The sequence below is a fragment of the Pantoea sp. GD03673 genome (genome assembly GCF_029844725.1).
GTDB lineage: Bacteria > Pseudomonadota > Gammaproteobacteria > Enterobacterales > Enterobacteriaceae > Pantoea.
In genome coordinates this window covers 514,555-531,026 of sequence record NZ_JAOCKJ010000002.1, presented here as the reverse complement: position 1 = coordinate 531,026, position 16,472 = coordinate 514,555, and the positions used below count along the sequence as shown (strand labels likewise).

The 16,472-nt window shown below is 56.9% G+C and carries 15 protein-coding genes; 2 read left to right on the top strand and 13 right to left on the bottom strand.

Annotated features, from left to right (window positions below; genetic code table 11):
• Positions 1-74: 74 nt before the first annotated feature.
• Complete coding sequence (locus N5J69_RS05760) at positions 75-494, top strand: hypothetical protein (protein WP_279768673.1); 420 nt, start codon at positions 75-77, stop codon at positions 492-494.
• Here the strand turns inward: N5J69_RS05760 and speG are convergent, their stop codons facing one another.
• The 6 genes from speG to N5J69_RS05730 all read right to left on the bottom strand — a co-directional run bounded on the left by speG (position 495) and on the right by N5J69_RS05730 (position 6,250).
• Complete coding sequence (gene speG / locus N5J69_RS05755; RefSeq protein WP_279768671.1) at positions 495-1,040, bottom strand: spermidine N1-acetyltransferase; 546 nt, start codon at positions 1,038-1,040, stop codon at positions 495-497.
• Between the two features lie 245 nt (positions 1,041-1,285).
• On the bottom strand, positions 1,286-1,963 hold the full coding sequence (locus N5J69_RS05750; RefSeq protein ID WP_279768668.1) for an ABC transporter ATP-binding protein: 678 nt from the start codon (positions 1,961-1,963) through the stop codon (positions 1,286-1,288).
• Positions 1,956-2,786: an ABC transporter ATP-binding protein gene (locus tag N5J69_RS05745; RefSeq protein ID WP_279768667.1), complete on the bottom strand. Its 831-nt coding sequence runs from the start codon at positions 2,784-2,786 to the stop codon at positions 1,956-1,958. Before N5J69_RS05745 ends, N5J69_RS05750 begins: the two co-directional genes overlap by 8 nt.
• Positions 2,776-3,633, bottom strand: a complete 858-nt coding sequence (locus N5J69_RS05740) for an ABC transporter permease (protein ID WP_279768665.1) — start codon at positions 3,631-3,633, stop codon at positions 2,776-2,778. Before N5J69_RS05740 ends, N5J69_RS05745 begins: the two co-directional genes overlap by 11 nt.
• On the bottom strand, positions 3,630-4,682 hold the full coding sequence (locus N5J69_RS05735; protein WP_279768663.1) for an ABC transporter permease: 1,053 nt from the start codon (positions 4,680-4,682) through the stop codon (positions 3,630-3,632). Before N5J69_RS05735 ends, N5J69_RS05740 begins: the two co-directional genes overlap by 4 nt.
• On the bottom strand, positions 4,682-6,250 hold the full coding sequence (locus tag N5J69_RS05730) for an ABC transporter substrate-binding protein (protein WP_279768660.1): 1,569 nt from the start codon (positions 6,248-6,250) through the stop codon (positions 4,682-4,684). Before N5J69_RS05730 ends, N5J69_RS05735 begins: the two co-directional genes overlap by 1 nt.
• A 658-nt stretch (positions 6,251-6,908) precedes the next feature.
• Between N5J69_RS05730 and mgtA the strand changes: the two genes are divergently transcribed.
• Positions 6,909-9,611 (top strand): magnesium-translocating P-type ATPase, encoded by a 2,703-nt coding sequence (mgtA, locus tag N5J69_RS05725; RefSeq protein ID WP_279768657.1) that lies wholly within the window; start codon positions 6,909-6,911, stop codon positions 9,609-9,611.
• A gap of 154 nt (positions 9,612-9,765) precedes the next feature.
• Here the strand turns inward: mgtA and N5J69_RS05720 are convergent, their stop codons facing one another.
• The 7 genes from N5J69_RS05720 to N5J69_RS05690 form a co-directional block, all read right to left on the bottom strand.
• Positions 9,766-10,620, bottom strand: a complete 855-nt coding sequence (locus N5J69_RS05720; RefSeq protein ID WP_279768655.1) for a PA4780 family RIO1-like protein kinase — start codon at positions 10,618-10,620, stop codon at positions 9,766-9,768.
• 322 nt (positions 10,621-10,942) lie between these two features.
• The gene (locus N5J69_RS05715) at positions 10,943-11,431 is read right to left on the bottom strand and encodes a cold shock domain-containing protein (protein ID WP_279768654.1); all 489 of its coding nucleotides are present in this window, start codon (positions 11,429-11,431) and stop codon (positions 10,943-10,945) included.
• 334 nt (positions 11,432-11,765) lie between these two features.
• Positions 11,766-12,011 (bottom strand): DUF2543 family protein, encoded by a 246-nt coding sequence (locus N5J69_RS05710; RefSeq protein WP_279768652.1) that lies wholly within the window; start codon positions 12,009-12,011, stop codon positions 11,766-11,768.
• Positions 12,012-12,269: 258 nt separating this feature from the next.
• Positions 12,270-12,998, bottom strand: coding sequence for a proteasome-type protease (locus N5J69_RS05705; RefSeq protein ID WP_279768650.1), 729 nt, complete (start codon positions 12,996-12,998; stop codon positions 12,270-12,272).
• A gap of 86 nt (positions 12,999-13,084) precedes the next feature.
• On the bottom strand, positions 13,085-13,867 hold the full coding sequence (locus N5J69_RS05700) for a transglutaminase family protein (RefSeq protein WP_279768648.1): 783 nt from the start codon (positions 13,865-13,867) through the stop codon (positions 13,085-13,087).
• Positions 13,864-14,790: an alpha-E domain-containing protein gene (locus N5J69_RS05695; RefSeq protein WP_279768646.1), complete on the bottom strand. Its 927-nt coding sequence runs from the start codon at positions 14,788-14,790 to the stop codon at positions 13,864-13,866. The genes N5J69_RS05700 and N5J69_RS05695 overlap by 4 nt, the downstream gene beginning before the upstream one ends.
• Positions 14,784-16,220, bottom strand: coding sequence for a circularly permuted type 2 ATP-grasp protein (locus N5J69_RS05690; protein WP_279768645.1), 1,437 nt, complete (start codon positions 16,218-16,220; stop codon positions 14,784-14,786). The genes N5J69_RS05695 and N5J69_RS05690 overlap by 7 nt, the downstream gene beginning before the upstream one ends.
• Positions 16,221-16,472 lie beyond the last annotated feature (252 nt).

Genomic DNA, 16,472 nt, shown 5'->3' with positions numbered 1-16,472 from the left:
CGGGCGATGATAGCCCGATTGAGAAAGAGAGAGCGGTCTACACTCTGATCACTGATCACTCTGTGGACCCCTCTATGAAACCGCGAATTCTGGCTCTGGCCGCCGCGCTGCTGCTTAGCGGCTGTGCCACCATTGTCGGCACTGAAACTCAAATGGTGCGCATCGACTCGTTGCCGCAGGGCGCACGCTTTACCGTGCAGGATGAGCGTGGCTATGCGGTGGCGCAGGGTTTCACACCGCAGACCGTCGAGCTGGCCAAATCTACCGGGCGTTACTTCGGCAAAAAGCACTACCTGCTGATGCTGGAAAGCCCGGGCTACGTGCCGGTCACGGTGCCTATCGAGGCACGCGCTAACCTCTGGTATCTGCTGGGCAACATTCCGCTGGGTGGCTTCCCCGGCTGGCTGCTGGTCGATCCTTTCTACGGCGGCATGTACGACCTCAAGCCGGAACATCCTCGTCCATTCATGAACCCGGTTGGCGCGCGCGGCTGATCACTGCGCGGTCGGCTTCACCATTCCGCCTGGCGTTTTATGGCGTTCCAGATACTGATGCTGGAAAATGCACATGCGGATGGTGTTACGATACTCGCCGTTGATGAAAAACTCATGCCTGAGTACGCCCTCAATCTCAAAACCAAGCTTGGTGTAGATGTGGATCGCTTTTTCGTTCTCCTGATCGACAATCAGGTAGAGCTTATAGAGGTTCAGCACCGAGAAGCCGTAATCCATCGCCAGCTTCGCCGCCTGCGTAGCCAGTCCTTTGCCCTGATGCGCCGGATCGATAATGATCTGAAACTCAGCGCGGCGGTGCACATGGTTAATCTCCACCAGCTCCACTAATCCCGCTTTCTGCCCGCTGTGCTCCACGACGAAGCGACGTTCGGTTTGATCGTGAATGTGCTTGTTGTAGAGATCGGACAGCTCCACAAATGCCTCATACGGCTCCTCAAACCAGTAGCGCATTACGCTGGCGTTGTTATCCAGCTGATGGACAAAGTGAAGATCTTCCCGCTCCAGCGGACGCAATTTTACCGTCATAACCTGACCCTTTTTAAAGAAATTGCCGCGAGTATACCGCATCAGCCTGCGGCTGCATTTTGCGCTGTCGCATACTGCTGCCGCTTTAGTGTGCAGCCGTTCACCGCAAGGAGGTGGCATTCAGACGAGGCTGAAGAAGAAACAGAGCGCCGGTCGGGTAAGGCAGAAGAGGTGGTCAAGCGGGGCAGAAGGGCGTGTTAAGGGACGGAGCGCCGGACGGCAGATGAACGCCGTCCGGCCTGGTTTCAGGCAGAGATCTGTTCGACGATCCGACCCTGCGCCATGCGCACGGCGCGATCGCACATGTGATCGATAACGTCGGGATCGTGGCTGACCAGCACCATAGTCAGGCCATCCTGCCGTTTCAGATCGTTGAGCAGATTAAGGATCTCCGCCTGCACCGACATATCCAGCGCCGATGTCGGCTCATCCAGCAGCAGGATCTTCGGCTGCAGCAGCAGGGCGCGCACGATGGCGACGCGCTGACGCTGACCGCCAGAGAGCTGATGCGGATAACGATCGGCAAGCGCGGGATCGAGTCCGACGTGACGGAACCCCTGATCGATCCGATCGTTGATGTTGTCGCGTTTCAATAGCTTCAGCGGCTCCGACAGCGTGCGCCGCAGGCGGTGACGGGGGTGCAGCGAGGCATAAGGGTCCTGAAACACCATCTGCACTTCCTGACGCAGCGCGCCGGTAAAGGCTTTGCCCGGCTGAACATCGTGACCGGCAAGCTGCATCTGGCCCTGCCAGTGTGGATTCAGGCCTGCCAGTACCCACAGCAGCGATGACTTACCGCAGCCCGACGGGCCGACCAGACCAAAGCACTCGCCAGCGTTAACCTCCAGGTTAACCTCGTGTACCACGGTGCGCAGCTCGTAGCCCTGCTTATGGGCAACGCTGAGATTCTGCAGCTTAATCATAATTCGCCTCCAGCGCAGCGCGATCCAGTACCGGTAAAGCCTGTCCGTGGGTTGCTTTGCCGGGGCGGCAGGCCCACAGCGTGCGGGTATAAGGATGGGTCGCGTGCGGGAGATCGGCGGCAGGCAGCGTATCCAGCAACCGGCCTTTGTACATCACCATCACACGCTCGCAATGCTCCGAAACCTGCTGCAAATCATGGCTGATCAGCAGCAGACCCATATTACGCGCTTCCACCAGACCACGGATCAGCGCCAGCACCTGATCGCGCATGGCGTGATCCAGCGCGGAGGTCGGTTCATCAGCGATCAGAAAGTCAGGATCGGTGACCAGCGCGATCGCCAGCATCACACGCTGCCCCATGCCCCCCGAAAGCTGATGCGGATAGTGCTGCATCAGGCGTCGCGGATCGGGCAGGCCGACCGCATCCAGCATTTCGCACACTTTTTCTTTGCGCTCGGCACGGCTCAGACGGCGATGGAGGATCAGCGGCTCTTCTACCTGCCAGCCAATGGTGCGGGTCGGGTTAAGCGCATACTTCGGGTCCTGCATCACCATCGCCACGCGGTTACCGCGCAACTGGTTCCAGTGACGGTCACTCAGCGTCAGCGCATTTTCACCGGCCACCTGAAGCTGGCTGGCCTGCAGGTGCAGCGCAGGCGACAGTAAGCCCATCAGGCTGCGGGCAGTGAGTGATTTGCCGGAGCCGGATTCACCCACCAGCGCCACGCGCTCGCGGCCCACGGAAAAGCTGATGTTATCGACCAGCAGCGCATCATCACTGCGAATGGTCAGCCCTTCGGCATGGAGCAGATTATTTTGCATGACGGGTATCCAGTCGGTCGCGCAGGCCATCGCCTGTCAGGTTAAAGGCCAGGCTGGCAAACAGAATGGCTGCGCCCGGCGCGGCGGCAACCCACCACTGATCGAAGATCACTTTACTGCCTTCGGCCACCATCGATCCCCATTCCGCCGTCGGTGGCTGTACACCCATGCCGAGGAAGCCAAGTCCGGCTGCGGCCAGGATAATCCCGCCCAGGCTCAGCGCGGCGCGGACGACCGCAGTCGGCATGCAGAGCGGCAGAATATGACCAAACATCAGACGAAAGCCCGTAATCCCCTGCATCCGTGCGGCGGCAAGGTAGTCGCTGCGGCGCAGCGCCAGGGTTTCAGCACGCGCCTGGCGGGCAAACGGCGGCCAGCTGGTCAGCGCCAGTGCGAGTGCGCCGTTCATCAGGCCGGGGCCGAGAATCGCCACCAGCGCCAGCGCGATAACGAGGTTCGGCAGTGACAGGAAGATATCGGTAATGCGCATCAGCAGGCGTTCCGTCCAGCCGCCGACATAACCGGCGGTGATGCCGATCAACAGGCCAGCCGGAATCGTCAGCACCAGAATCAGCGACACCAGCAGCAGGGTAGGACGTGCGCCGTAAATCACGCGAGACAGCAGATCGCGACCAAAACCATCGGTGCCAAACCAGTGCTGCGCCGACGGTGCCAGCAGACGGCTCGACATGGTCTGCACATTCGGGTCGAACGGCGCAATCAATGGTGCCAGCAGCGCCATCAGAATGAGAATTGCTACCAGTGTCAGACCAACGGTTAACGAGGTCACGCGTTGACGGCGACGGCGTGGTCGCAGCGTTTCGGGTTCAGAGAGTTGTTGCGTCATCGGGTTCTCGGATCGGTTAACCAGGTTAAAACATCCGCCAGGGCGTTTATCAGAATAAAGCAGCTGCCGATCAACAGGGTTGAGCCCAGAATCGCCGGCACATCGCCGGAGAACAGCGCATTGGTCATGTAACGACCCACCCCCGGCCAGGCAAAGACGGTTTCGGTCAGTACCGAGCCTTCCAGCAGTGTGGCATAGGAGAGGGCGATCACCGTGACCAGCGTGCCCAGCACGTTGGGGAAGATGTGGCGCAGCAGGATGCGAACCCGCCCCGCGCCTTTGGCGCGCGCCAGCACCATATACTCTTTGCTGCTCTCTTCCAGCAGCGCGGCACGCAGTAAGCGGGTAATGCCCGCCATCGCCAGCAGGCCGAGGATCACCACCGGCAGCCAGAGGTGCGCAATCGCGTTGCGGAACATTTCTGGTTCACCCGACAGCCAGCTGTCGATCAGCACAAAGCCGGTTTTTGGCTCCAGGGTATAGACCCAGATATCATCCAGCCGTCCCGGTCCGGCCGACCAGTGCAGCACCGCATAAAAGAGCAGCAGGCCCAGCAGGCCGAGCCAGAACACCGGCACTGAATAACCCAGCAGCGAGATAAAGCGGGCGAGGTTATCGATCCAGCTGCCCGGTTTCCAGGCCGCCAGCAGCGCCAGGGTGACGCCGAACACCACCGCGAAGATCATCGCGCAGGTCGCAAGCTCAATGGTGGCAGGGAAGGTGGTCATCAGGTCACTGCTCACCGACTGATTGGTCAGTCGGGAGACGCCGAGATCGCCCTGTGCCAGATGTTCAATGTAGCGCCAGAACTGCATCAGCACCGGCTGGTCGAGACCCAGGTCGTGACGCACCTGCTGATAGGTCGCTTCACTGGCATGGTCGCCCGCAATCTGCTGCACCGGGTCAATCGGCGAGAGATGCGACAGCATAAAGGTGAAGGCGAGCAGGCCAAGCAGCGTAACCAGCAGCGACAGCACGCTGCCGATTAGCCGTCCGCCACGCTGCCAAAAAAGCCGGGCGAACCCGGCTGAAGGAACAGACTGTGCCATTACTTAGTGACCTGCGAGTAATACACCATGTCAGGGTTGATGCCCTGTACATAGCCTTTCAGGTTGTCGCGCAGGGCGATCAGGTTTTTCGCCTGCATCCCAATCACGTAAGGGGAGTTCTTCATCACGTCACGCTGCATCGCTTCATACAGCGCCACGCGTTTCTTCGGATCGCTTTCTGCTGTCGCCGCAATCACCTGTTTGTTCAGCTCAGGAATGTGCCAGTCTGAACGGTAGGCGATGGTTTTGCTGCCATCTTCCGGGTTGTAAGCAAACGAGGCGGCGTTGGTGTTGGGATCAAAATAGTCCGAGCCCCAGGCGTTCAGCGTCGCTTCATATTTATGCGCTTTCACGTTGGTCGAAACTTCGGAACTCAGACCAGGCACCACCTCTACTTTCACGCCAGCTTTCGCGAAGCTGCCCTGCAGCGCCTGTGCGATATCCAGATAAGGTGGCTGGTTGCTGGTGGAGAGTTTAAAGGTGACGTTGCTCAGGCCCGCTTTCTTCAGAATCGCTTTGGCTTTTTCCGGATCGTAGCTGTAAGGCGTATCGTTGATCGCGCCCAGGAAACCTTTAGGCAAGAAGCTCTGATGCACGTCGAACTGGCCTTTCAGCAGCTCATTAGCAATGCCTTTGTAATCCCACAGGTAGCGTGCCGCTTCCCAGAAGGCCGGGTTCTTCATCGTCTCGTTCGCGCCGATGTTGAACTGGATGTAGTAGAGCGACGCCATTGGAATCGCTTCCGTCTTCACGCCCGGTTTGCCGTTCAGCGCAGCAATCTGATCGGCACCCAGGTTACGGGCGATATCGGCATCACCCTGTTCCAGCAGCAGACGACGCGCAGCCGGTTCCGGTACGTTCTTGATCAGGATGTTCTTCATTTTTGGCGCGCCCGCCGGTGAAGTCGGGTTCGCGCTGAGCAGCACGACCTGATGCATCACGACTTTACGAATCTGATACGGACCGCTGCCCGCCGAGTGAGTTGCCAGCCAGGCGTTACCAAAATCGCCATTTTTCTCATTCGCCATCGCGGTTTTTTCATCAACGATTGAAGAAACCGGTGCAGAGAGCAGGCTCAGGACGTAGGTCGGGCTGACATTGGCGGTCCAGCTAATCTGCACATGATTGTCATCGACCTTTTTCAGGAAGCCATCGACGTTATCTTTGGTCCAGCCAAGCTGCGTCAGAATGAAAGAAGGGTCCAGATTCAGTTTTACCACGCGACCCAGCGAGAAGATCACATCTTCCGGGCGCACGGGGTTGCCGGTTGAAAACGTCGCATCTTTGCGCAGTTCGAAGGTCAGGCTGCGGTTGTCGCTGCCTGGCTGCCAGGAGGTCGCCAGCGTTGGTTTCAGATCTACCGGGTTCTGCGGGTCAGATTGCACCAGACGCTGATAGATGTTAGTAAAAGCCTGAACGCTGGTGAGTTCAAATCCTTTAGCCGGGTCAAAGCTGTCGGCGTCGTCAGTAGATTGGGCAATGACCAGTGTATCTTTCGGTGTTGCGGCCTGGGCTGTAAAGGCGGCAGCCAGCGTCAGCGCCAGCAGTGATGGAATTATAGTTTTCATGAAATTTCCTTGCCTCTTAAAAGTTACGCGAGTTTACGAAAGGGCTGATGCGAAGAATAGTCGAATATGGGCTAATCATATGCGAAAAGGTTATAAGGATGAGGTTGTGGTTATAAGAAGATCGTCACGCTATTACCGAAGCGGCAATCTGAGCAGAAACAAATCCTCAACGAGGTGGTTATTAATCCCTGAATAGCTTTACCCGGACTTTCTTCTCTTTATAATAGCGGCAATTAACTTCAGGAGAATTCAGTTGGACAGTCACCCCGGATTAACATTAACTCTGGCAAGCTGAATTTTCTCTGCTGCTTGCCAACCGGCGAGCAGCGATCCCCGCTTTAATTAACGATCGCGCTCCTTATTTTTAGTCCTGTCATCCACAGGAGTGCGCGTTATGCTGCTGTTTATCTTAGCCCTTTTTCCTCCACCCCGACTGGCGTAGCCCAGGCTGCGCCCGAACGCTGATATCTGACCTCTATAACGCTGCGCTTAACAGGCGTAACGTCACCCTGTGTGCGTTATTATTTTTCGCGCAGGCGGAATAACGTGATTATTCCTGAAGGTCACCCCATTAAATAACCCGGCTACGCCAGGTTTTATCCATGCACGTTATTTTATGTGCAGGACAACTATTGCTTTAAATCAGGGAGATGTCGAAATGAGCGACATGAAACTGGAGCAGGTTGCCATCACTCAAGCTGGCAACCGTAACGATAAAAAAAGTAAAAAAATATTTGCTGTCGCGCAGCAGGCAGGCCAGCACGTTGAGATGACGCTGGCCAACCTGCGCAGCCAGCGTCAGGGCCTGACTCAGGCTGAAGCGGCGAAACGCCTGGCCACCTATGGCCGAAATGAAGTGGCACATGAAAAAGCGCCACCGGCGCTGGTTCAGCTGCTGATGGCATTTAACAACCCGTTTATCTATGTATTACTGGTCCTGGCACTGGTGAGCCTGTTTACCGATTACATACTGCCGCTGCGCGCCGGTGAGGAGACCGATCTCTCCGGCGTCATCATCATCTGTACTATGGTGATGCTGAGCGGGCTGCTGCGTTTCTGGCAGGAGTTCCGCACCAACCGGGCGGCGCAGGCGCTGCAGTCACTGGTGCGCAGCCAGGTGACTGTGCTGCGGCGTGAGCCGGGCAGTGAAACGCCGCAGCGCCAGGATGTGGACATGAGTGAACTGGTGCCGGGCGATATCATTCTGCTCAGCACCGGTGATCAGGTGCCAGCCGATGTGCGCCTGCTGAGCTCACGTAATCTGTTTATCAGTGAAGCGGTGCTGACCGGTGAATCGCTGCCGGTTGAAAAACAGAGCAGCGATGCGGGTATCGATGCCCAGGGCCAGACCGCCCAGGATCTGCTGGGATCACCGAATATCTGCCTGATGGGCACGAGCGTTGCCAGCGGCACAGCCAGCGCCGTGGTGGTGGCGACCGGGGGCGAAACCTGGTTTGGTTCGCTGGCCTCGTCGCTCACCGGCAGTCGTCCCCAGACCGCGTTTGACCGTGGCGTGAACAGCGTCAGCAAGCTGCTGATCCGTTTTATGCTGGTGATGGTGCCGGTGGTGCTGCTGATCAACGGCTTCACCAAAGGCGACTGGATGGACGCCACGCTGTTTGCACTGGCGGTCGCGGTCGGTCTGACCCCGGAAATGCTGCCGATGATTGTCAGCGCCAACCTGGCCAAAGGCGCGATTGCAATGTCGCGCCGCAAAGTGATCGTCAAAAAGCTCAACGCTATTCAGAACCTGGGTGCGATGGATGTGCTCTGCACGGATAAAACCGGCACGCTGACTCAGGACACCATTCTGCTGGCACATCATCTGGATGCGCAGGGAAATGAAGATGAGCAGGTCCTGCTGCTGGCCTGGCTCAACAGTGGCAGCCAGAGTGGCGCGAAAAACCTGATGGATCGCGCCGTGCTGGGCGCGGGCGATAAAGTTATTTCACAGACTCAGCGCAGCCAGTATCAGCTGGTTGATGAGCTGCCATTTGATTTTACCCGTCGTCGGGTGTCGGTGCTGGTGGAAGATCTGACTCAGCATCGTTCGCAACTGATCTGTAAAGGCGCAGTAAAAGAGATGCTGGCAGTGAGCATCGCCGTGCGGCAGGGTGACGCGATCGTTGCACTGGATGCGGCACAGCGTGCGGCACTGCTGGCGCAGACCGAACGTTATCATCAGCAGGGGTATCGCGTGCTGCTGGTCGCAACCCGTGATGGGGAACAGCGTGTGCCACTCAGCGACAGTGACGAGCGCGATCTGGTCATCCAGGGCATGCTGACCTTCCGCGATCCTCCGAAAGCCAGTGCGGGCAAGGCGATCAAAGCCCTGCGCGACAGCGGCGTGACGGTGAAAGTGCTGACCGGTGACAATCCGCTGGTGACGCTGCGGGTGTGTGCCGATGTCGGGCTGACCGATCCGGCGATGCTGACCGGCGATCAGATTGAGGCGATGAACGATGATGAACTGGCGCAGGAAGCAGAACGCTGCACCCTGTTTGCTCAGCTGACACCGCTGCAGAAATCCCGTCTGGTGCGCCTGATGCAGCAGAATGGTCATACCGTCGGCTTCCTTGGCGATGGCATTAATGACGCACCAGCACTGCGGGCGGCCGACACCGGAATTTCCGTAGACAGTGCGGCGGATGTGGCGAAAGCCTCATCGGATATCATCCTGCTGGAGAAAGATTTACAGGTGCTGAACGAGGGGGTACGCAAAGGACGCGAGACCTTTGGCAACATCATCAAGTATCTCAACATGACCGCCAGCTCTAACTTCGGCAACGTGTTCTCGCTGCTGGTGGCCAGTGCTTTTATTCCGTTTCTGCCGATGCTGTCGATTCATCTGCTGATTCAGAATCTGATGTATGACGTTTCTCAGCTGGCGCTGCCGTGGGACAAGGTTGACCGTGAGTTCCTGAATAAGCCACGCAAGTGGGATGCTGGCAACATTAAACGCTTCATGCTGTGGATGGGACCAACGTCCTCAATTTTTGACGTTACCACCTTTGCGCTGATGTGGTTCGTTTTCGGCGCGAACCATGCAGGCGTGCAGTCGCTGTTCCAGTCCGGCTGGTTTATTGAAGGGCTGCTGTCACAGACGCTGGTAGTACATATGCTGCGTACCCGGAAAATCCCGTTTATCCAGAGTCGTGCCACCTTACCGGTCATGCTGACCACGCTGGCGGTGATGGCGCTGGGCATCCTGATTCCGTTTTCACCGCTGGGTGCGATGGTCGGTCTGGTGCCACTGCCATGGCAATATTTCCCCTGGCTGGTGCTGACGCTGTTCAGCTACTGCCTGGTGGCGCAGGGTATGAAACGCTTCTACATCCGTCGTTTTGGTCAGTGGTTCTGAGGAGGAGAAGATGAAAAAAGGGAGACTTGATACAGTATTTGTCGGCGTGATGATGATCGGCTTAACGCTGATTGCGCTGACGGTCGTCGTGCGGTGATGGCGTTGTGATAGGGCGGTCATTCAGAGGCAGCGAGGCGACTCGCTGCCTTTTTACTTACTCTTCGTCGCGCTCACGGCTGGCGCGCTGGCGCTCGTAATATTCATCTTCTGCGGTGATGATCTCATCCATCAGCGAATCCATATCCACCACGCGCTCCTCTTCCACAAACTGTCCGGTGAGCGGTGTTTCCGGGGTCAGCTTGCCATCTTCATAGCATTGCCAGATCTCTTTGGCATAGCGCGTCTTCAGCAGCTGCGGAGCAAACTGGCCATAGTATGAAGTGATGTTGTTTACGTCACGTTCGAACATCGACTCAGCATGGTTATTGGCCGCTGCGTCGACCGCCTGGGGCAGGTCGATAATCACCGGTCCCTGGTCATCCAGCAGCACGTTGAATTCTGATAAATCACCGTGAACGATACCGGCACAGAGCATGCGGACGATGTTGCGGATCATGGTGTGGAAATCGGCGATCGCGTCTTCTTCGGAGAGCGTGACATCACTCAGGCGCGGCGCGACAGAGCCATTGGCGTCGGTCACCAGTTCCATCAGCAACACGCCGTCAATACAGAGATAGGGCTGGGGTACGCGAACACCGGCGTTCGCCAGACGGAAAAGGGCATCCACTTCGGCGGTCTGCCAGGACTCTTCCTGCTGCTTACGGCCAAACTTTGTGCCTTTCTGCATGGCGCGGGCGTTACGGCTGTTACGGGTTTTACGCCCTTCCTGATACTGTACCGCCTGTTTGAAGCTACGCTGGGTCGCTTCTTTATAGACCTTGGCGCACTGCACATTACCGCCGCAAAGCACGGTGTAGACGTCTGCTTCTTTGCCGCTTTTCAGCCGCTGCAGCACATCGTCAATGAGGCCGTCATCGACCAGGGGCTGTATTCTGTTTGGGATTTTCATGCGGCTTTATACCTTATTTCATCCGCTTTTCGTATCAATTTGCGATGATGGAAAACATGGGCAATGACTGAACAAAGTATCTGATTCTACCCTGGAAAGACGCGTTGTGGGGATGAACCTTGATGCGTTGCGCTTTTGACCTGTGTTTTATCATGAACAAGCGATCAGCCGGAAAAAAAGGCGGGTTTAATCTGCCAGAGAATGACTTTCTCGCGGCGCAGAGCAGCAGGGGATGTCATGCCAGAGGACGGGGCCTGAATACCAGGCTGAGGCGGGCTGTAAAGCCGAAAACCTGTTTACAGGCTCCGGCCCGCCTGCGGAATTATTTCAGGCCTTTAAGTATGTTAACCGTGCTTTCAATGTCGATCTCATCTTCGGAGAAGATCAGCGTGGTTCCCTGGAACGTGGTGACCGCCAGCTTTTTCAGCGAGCGCATCTCATTGGCTTTCAGGTCTGATTTTGGCCGGATATTATTCAGCAGCAGACCCACTGACAGTACCGCGTTCTCTTTGTCGACACCGGCATCGACCGGGACTTCTTCGTTGTAGACGAGGTAAGACTTGATCGAGGTAATCTTAAGCCGCTCGCCCGCGATATAGATATATTTGCTTGCCGGCGCAACTTTCACCGCATAGGCGGATAAGCCTTTGTTGTTGGTGGTGGGTTCAAACGTCACCGCTGCATCTTTCCTGATGAGATCAGGGTTGGCGACCTTAATCACATGAAAATAGCGGTTATCACCGTTTTCATCTTTGATAAAGCCAAAACCTTTATCTTCAAACCAGGTTGTGATCGTTCCGTTCATCGCCATTTTTGCCTGCTTAATCTACTCAGTTTTTTACAGCGCGCAGTGTAAAACACAATGCCTGCGCAGACTATATAAGTCTGGATGATAATTTCCGGCTGCGCCAGGGGATGGACGGTGGGCGTGAAGTTTGCTGGCGGGGAAGGCGACAGGGGGAATGGGTTTAGCGGCAGAAGAAGGCGAGAGTGATGTCCCGAACACTGCCATCAGCCACGTTTGACACGTGGCTGCCAGCGCAGCGCATCTCCTGACGAAGATGCGCTGTGCTGAGGCGAATGCGCTGTTAAGTCAGGCGGATTAACCGGCTGGACGGCGCCAGGCGCGTCTGCCGGTAACGCGGTTACTCGTTGCCCCAGCGGTTCAGGAATTCGGCGATATCATCAATACGCTGCTCATCAATGCCCGCTTCACGCGCCATCTCCTGCTGCGACTCTTCACTGATCTCCTCGTTGTTCATTAAACGGGTGATCAGCAGCTGGAAGTAGTGTGCCAGCGGGGTGCGTTCTGCTTCGCTCACTGGCTTAGCGGACTCCGTCGCGTACTCATCGGCGACATCATAATACTTGAGGGGGATTTCACTGGTCATAAATTGTCCGCTGGATTAACGTCGGTTCAGAGGCTGCCAGGGGGGTGGCCCGGCGTGTGACGCTATTATTTCGTGTTTGGACGGGCGCTGTAAAGGGGAACAGAGGGGGCAGAGGGGTCAGGAAAGTGGGGCGGGGAAACGCGTCATTTCGGGCCTCCGGGGTGAAGGCGACAGAGGGGAGGCCACAGAAGGGTGCAAAGGCGCATGACCCGAACGCTTCGGGTGTTCGCTTTGAACGAAGTCAGGCTTTGTCACGGTTCAGAGAACCAGCGGTGGTAGCTGTCTGAACGTGCTGACCAATCCTTCTCCCCAGCCTTTACGGATAGTGCTGAAGTAAGGATGATCTTCGGTAATGCGGTATTGCCGGGCATCGCTGTAGCTATCACACGCGTAAATCATGACGTCAAGCGGGAGTCCGACGGAGAGATTGCTGCGCAGCGTCGAATCCAGTGAAATCAGCGCGCACTGCATCGCCTGCTCCAGAGGCATGTCGTAGTGCAGCACCCGGTCAATGATCGGTTTGCCGTACTTACTTTCACCAATCTGGAAATAGGGCGTATCGCGGGTTGCTTCGATAAAGTTGCCCTGTGGGTAAATATGGAACAGCCCAATCTCATCCCCGTTGATCTGACCGCCGAGCAGCAGATTGCAGCTGAAGTCTGTCGTGCTGCCGTTCTGTTGTGCCTCGCTGTCGCGCTGGATCACTTCACGAACCGTCTCTCCCACCAGGGTAGCGGCCTCGTAGAGGCTGGCGGCATTCAGCAGATTAGGACAATCGGCATTCTTACTGCGGTGCCGCAGCAGGCTGATAATGCTTTGGGTGGTCGCCAGATTACCGGCCGTCTGAAGCACCAGTGTCCGATCGCCGTCCTGATGAAACACATGCAGTTTACGGAAGGTGGAAATATGGTCCACACCGGCGTTGGTTCGTGAATCGGATGCAAAGACCAGCCCGGATGACAGGCGCATGGCCACACAATAGGTCATACCACATTCCCCAAAAAAAGAGTTGCACGCCAGCAGACGTCAGCGTGCACGAAGTTTTAACCCTCAGCAAGGGGTGACAGCGCGATTTACATCATTTGTACGGCGGCGATAGCGCTCATATCTTCGTAGCCGCCGCCAATCCGTAAACCGCGCACCGGGCAGGCATCCAGATAATCAATGCCGACGGCCAGCTTAAGATGTTGATCAGGTATACGGGTATTGTTGGTGACGTCAAAACAGTGCCAGCGCTCATCCACCCAGACTTCGGCCCAGGCATGGGTCGCAACATGAGAAGAATCTTTACTGTGCAGGTAACCGCTGACGTAGCGTGCCGGTATATTCAGGCTGCGGCAGCAGCTCAGAAAGACATGCGTATGATCCTGGCACACTCCGCTACTGGCGGCGAAAGCCTCTGCGGCACTGTCAGTGACAAGGGTGGACCCCGGGCGGTAAGGCATCTTCAGCAGCAGTTCACCCATCAGGTTTTCCAGGGCATTCAGAATCGCCTGAGGCTGATGATAACGCAGGGCAAAAGCCTGAATGGCCGCATCCGGCTGGGTCAGTGGACTGTGGCGCAGGAAAACCAGCGGCGACAGATGTCCCTGAGCCTCATGGTCAACCTTGTCTTCAATCTCCACCACGCCGTGTGCCTGAATGGTGATTGACTCATGCGGTTCATCGAGGGTCAGCACATGCATGATGTTGCCAAAGGGATCCGTGGTGCAGACCGCCTTATCCGGCAACGTCAGTTGCCAGGACAGGATGCGTTGATGAGGCGACTCCTGTGGCGTCAGCCGCAGGTACTGGATACTCCGTTGCACCGCCTGGGCGTAGCGGTAGTGCGTGTTGTGCTCAATGCGAAGTTTCATTGCGCCTCCAGATAAGTGTGATGGATACTTTCGGCGATATCGTTTACCTGGGCGAGAAAGCTTTCCAGCCAGGGGTTCAGGCCGATTCTGCTCAGGTCTTTCATGGAACTGAAGCGCAGCTCGGCGTGCAGGATGTGCGCCAGGCGGCGTGGCTGGTTGGCGCGGCCGCCAATCTGCTCCAGCTGCTGTACCATATCGTTGATACAGGCCAGCAGCGAACGCGGCAGTTCGTTGCGCAGGATCATCAGTTCGGCGATGGTCTCCCGGCTCAGGGGCTGCTTGTAAATACTGTGGTAGGCTTCGCGTGCGCTTACCGCCTGCAGCAGGGTGTCCATGCGGTAATATTCGCGAACCGGATCGTCATCAATGTCCATCAGCCTGTTTTTTACTTCCAGCAGACGGGCGGTGCCATCCGCCCGTTCCAGCAGCGTCCCCAGACGGATAAAGCGCATAGCATCGCTGCGGAGCAGGGTGCCGAACATGGCTCCGCGAAACAGATGAGAGCGCTCTTTCACCCAGTCAAAGAAGGCGTCGGCACCGTCTGAACCTATGCCCCGGCGGCGTATTGCTTTCATCTCAATCCAGGTGGCATTGATGCATTCCCAGACTTCCGATGACAGGCTACCGCGCACCGCATGAGCGTTGTTCCAGCCCATCTGCAGGCAGCTGAAAATGCTGCTGTGATTCCGGTTGTCCAGAGCGAAAAAACTGACCAGATTGGGCATCGTCAGCGTCGGGCAGGTTTCTGCATACAGCTGGCTGGTGCCGGTCAGGTTGAGCGGCACCTGCAGATCCTGATCGCCCCCGTTGCGGATGGGCATCATCGACAGCTTGTTGGTGACGTCCAGAACCCGGGCGATATTTTCTGCCCGCTCCAGATAGCGGGCCATCCAATAGAGTTCACTGGCTGTTCGGCTCAGCATAGATCATCCTCCAGTACCCAGGTGTCCTTGGTTCCGCCGCCCTGCGACGAGTTCACCACCAGCGATCCTTCCGTTAACGCCACCCGGGTCAGGCCGCCGGGCACCAGTCGTATCTCTGCGCCACTCAACGCAAAGGGGCGCAGATCGATATGGCGTGGTGCCAGGCCCTCGTTGACGAAAGTAGGACAGGTGGACAACGCCAGCGTGTTTTGCGCGATGTAATTCTGCGGACGCGCCAGCAGCAGCGCCCGGAAACTGGCGAGCTGTTCTTTGCTCGCGGCGGGGCCAATCAGCATGCCGTAACCGCCAGCGCCGTGAACCTCTTTTACAACCATTTTTTCGAGGTTTGCCAGCACATACGACAGCTCGTTTTTGTGCCGGCACTGCCAGGTGGGCACGTTGTTGAGGATCGGTTCTTCCTGCAGATAAAAGCGCACCATATCCGGGACATAGGGGTAGATCGATTTGTCATCGGCCACGCCGGTCCCGATGGCATTGGCCAGGACAACATTGCCCGCCCGGTAAACCGACAGCAGCCCCGGCACGCCGAGCATGGAGTCCGGACGAAACGCCAGCGGATCGAGGAAGGCATCGTCAACCCGACGATAGATCACATGGATTCTGCATGGCCCGGCGGTCGTGCGCATGAACAGCATGCCATCCTTAACGAACAGGTCGGCGCTTTCGACCAGCTCAACGCCCATTTGCTGGGCCAGGAAACTATGCTCGAAGTAAGCGCTGTTGAAGCGTCCGGGGGTTAATACCACGACGGTAGGATCGTTGACTGGCGAGCTTTCACGAAGCGTTTGTAGCAGATGCGACGGATAGCGCTCCACGGGGGCAATGCGTTGCTGTGCGAACAGTTCCGGATAGAGCCGCATCATCATTTTGCGGTTTTCCAGCATATAGGAGACGCCGGACGGCGTGCGCAGGTTATCTTCCAGGACGTAGTATTCCCCATCACTGTTGCGCACCATGTCGACGCCGACGATATGCGCATAGATATCACGATGGAGATCAACGCCCTGCATGCAGGGCTGATACTGATCGTTAGCCAGAACCTGCTCTGCCGGAATGATGCCCGCCTTCAGAATATGTTGCTTGTGGTAGATATCGTAGAGGAAGGCGTTGAGCGCCTGCACACGCTGCCGGATGCCGCGATCGAGCATCGCCCACTCAGCGGCCGGGATAATGCGTGGCACGCTGTCGAACGGAATCAACCGTTCGGCACCGTTATCGTCATCGTAGACGTTGAACGTAATACCCACCCGGTGAAACAGAAGGGCGGCTTCTTCCCGCTTGCGCTGTACAGCATGGTGATCCGCCTGTTGCAGCCATTGCCAGTAGGCGGCGTAATGGGCACGGTGTTCACCTTCAGCCAGGAGCATCTCATCAAAAAAGGGTGAAGCGGACAGATTAATATTCAGCATCGTCACCTCGAAGACATTACAGGCTGTCAATCTATCAAGCATAAAGTGTGCCAGGGCCAGAAAAAGCGAAACGGTGCAAAGCCGTGATATTTCCACGGCGAAAGCACTATTTTGGTGCAGTGAAAGCGCGGGAATGGCTTACTTTGGCGCTTTATGGGGATGAAGGGAGGGGGGAAGTGCTTTAACGGGGAGACCTGAACGCATGCCGTGTTTTTTTGTCCTGCAGCTGTATTTTCCTGTCGTGTGATTGAA

Coding starts and splice junctions, on each gene's coding strand:
- N5J69_RS05710 (WP_279768652.1), bottom strand. CDS start 12,011: ATGACCAGTGAAATCCCCCTCAAGTATTATGATGTCGCCGATGAGTAC.
- speG (WP_279768671.1), bottom strand. CDS start 1,040: ATGACGGTAAAATTGCGTCCGCTGGAGCGGGAAGATCTTCACTTTGTC.
- N5J69_RS05700 (WP_279768648.1), bottom strand. CDS start 13,867: ATGAAACTTCGCATTGAGCACAACACGCACTACCGCTACGCCCAGGCG.
- N5J69_RS05720 (WP_279768655.1), bottom strand. CDS start 10,620: ATGAAAATCCCAAACAGAATACAGCCCCTGGTCGATGACGGCCTCATT.
- N5J69_RS05745 (WP_279768667.1), bottom strand. CDS start 2,786: ATGCAAAATAATCTGCTCCATGCCGAAGGGCTGACCATTCGCAGTGAT.
- N5J69_RS05715 (WP_279768654.1), bottom strand. CDS start 11,431: ATGGCGATGAACGGAACGATCACAACCTGGTTTGAAGATAAAGGTTTT.
- N5J69_RS05735 (WP_279768663.1), bottom strand. CDS start 4,682: ATGGCACAGTCTGTTCCTTCAGCCGGGTTCGCCCGGCTTTTTTGGCAG.
- N5J69_RS05690 (WP_279768645.1), bottom strand. CDS start 16,220: ATGCTGAATATTAATCTGTCCGCTTCACCCTTTTTTGATGAGATGCTC.
- N5J69_RS05750 (WP_279768668.1), bottom strand. CDS start 1,963: ATGATTAAGCTGCAGAATCTCAGCGTTGCCCATAAGCAGGGCTACGAG.
- N5J69_RS05730 (WP_279768660.1), bottom strand. CDS start 6,250: ATGAAAACTATAATTCCATCACTGCTGGCGCTGACGCTGGCTGCCGCC.
- N5J69_RS05705 (WP_279768650.1), bottom strand. CDS start 12,998: ATGACCTATTGTGTGGCCATGCGCCTGTCATCCGGGCTGGTCTTTGCA.
- N5J69_RS05695 (WP_279768646.1), bottom strand. CDS start 14,790: ATGCTGAGCCGAACAGCCAGTGAACTCTATTGGATGGCCCGCTATCTG.
- N5J69_RS05740 (WP_279768665.1), bottom strand. CDS start 3,633: ATGACGCAACAACTCTCTGAACCCGAAACGCTGCGACCACGCCGTCGC.
- N5J69_RS05760 (WP_279768673.1), top strand. CDS start 75: ATGAAACCGCGAATTCTGGCTCTGGCCGCCGCGCTGCTGCTTAGCGGC.
- mgtA (WP_279768657.1), top strand. CDS start 6,909: ATGAGCGACATGAAACTGGAGCAGGTTGCCATCACTCAAGCTGGCAAC.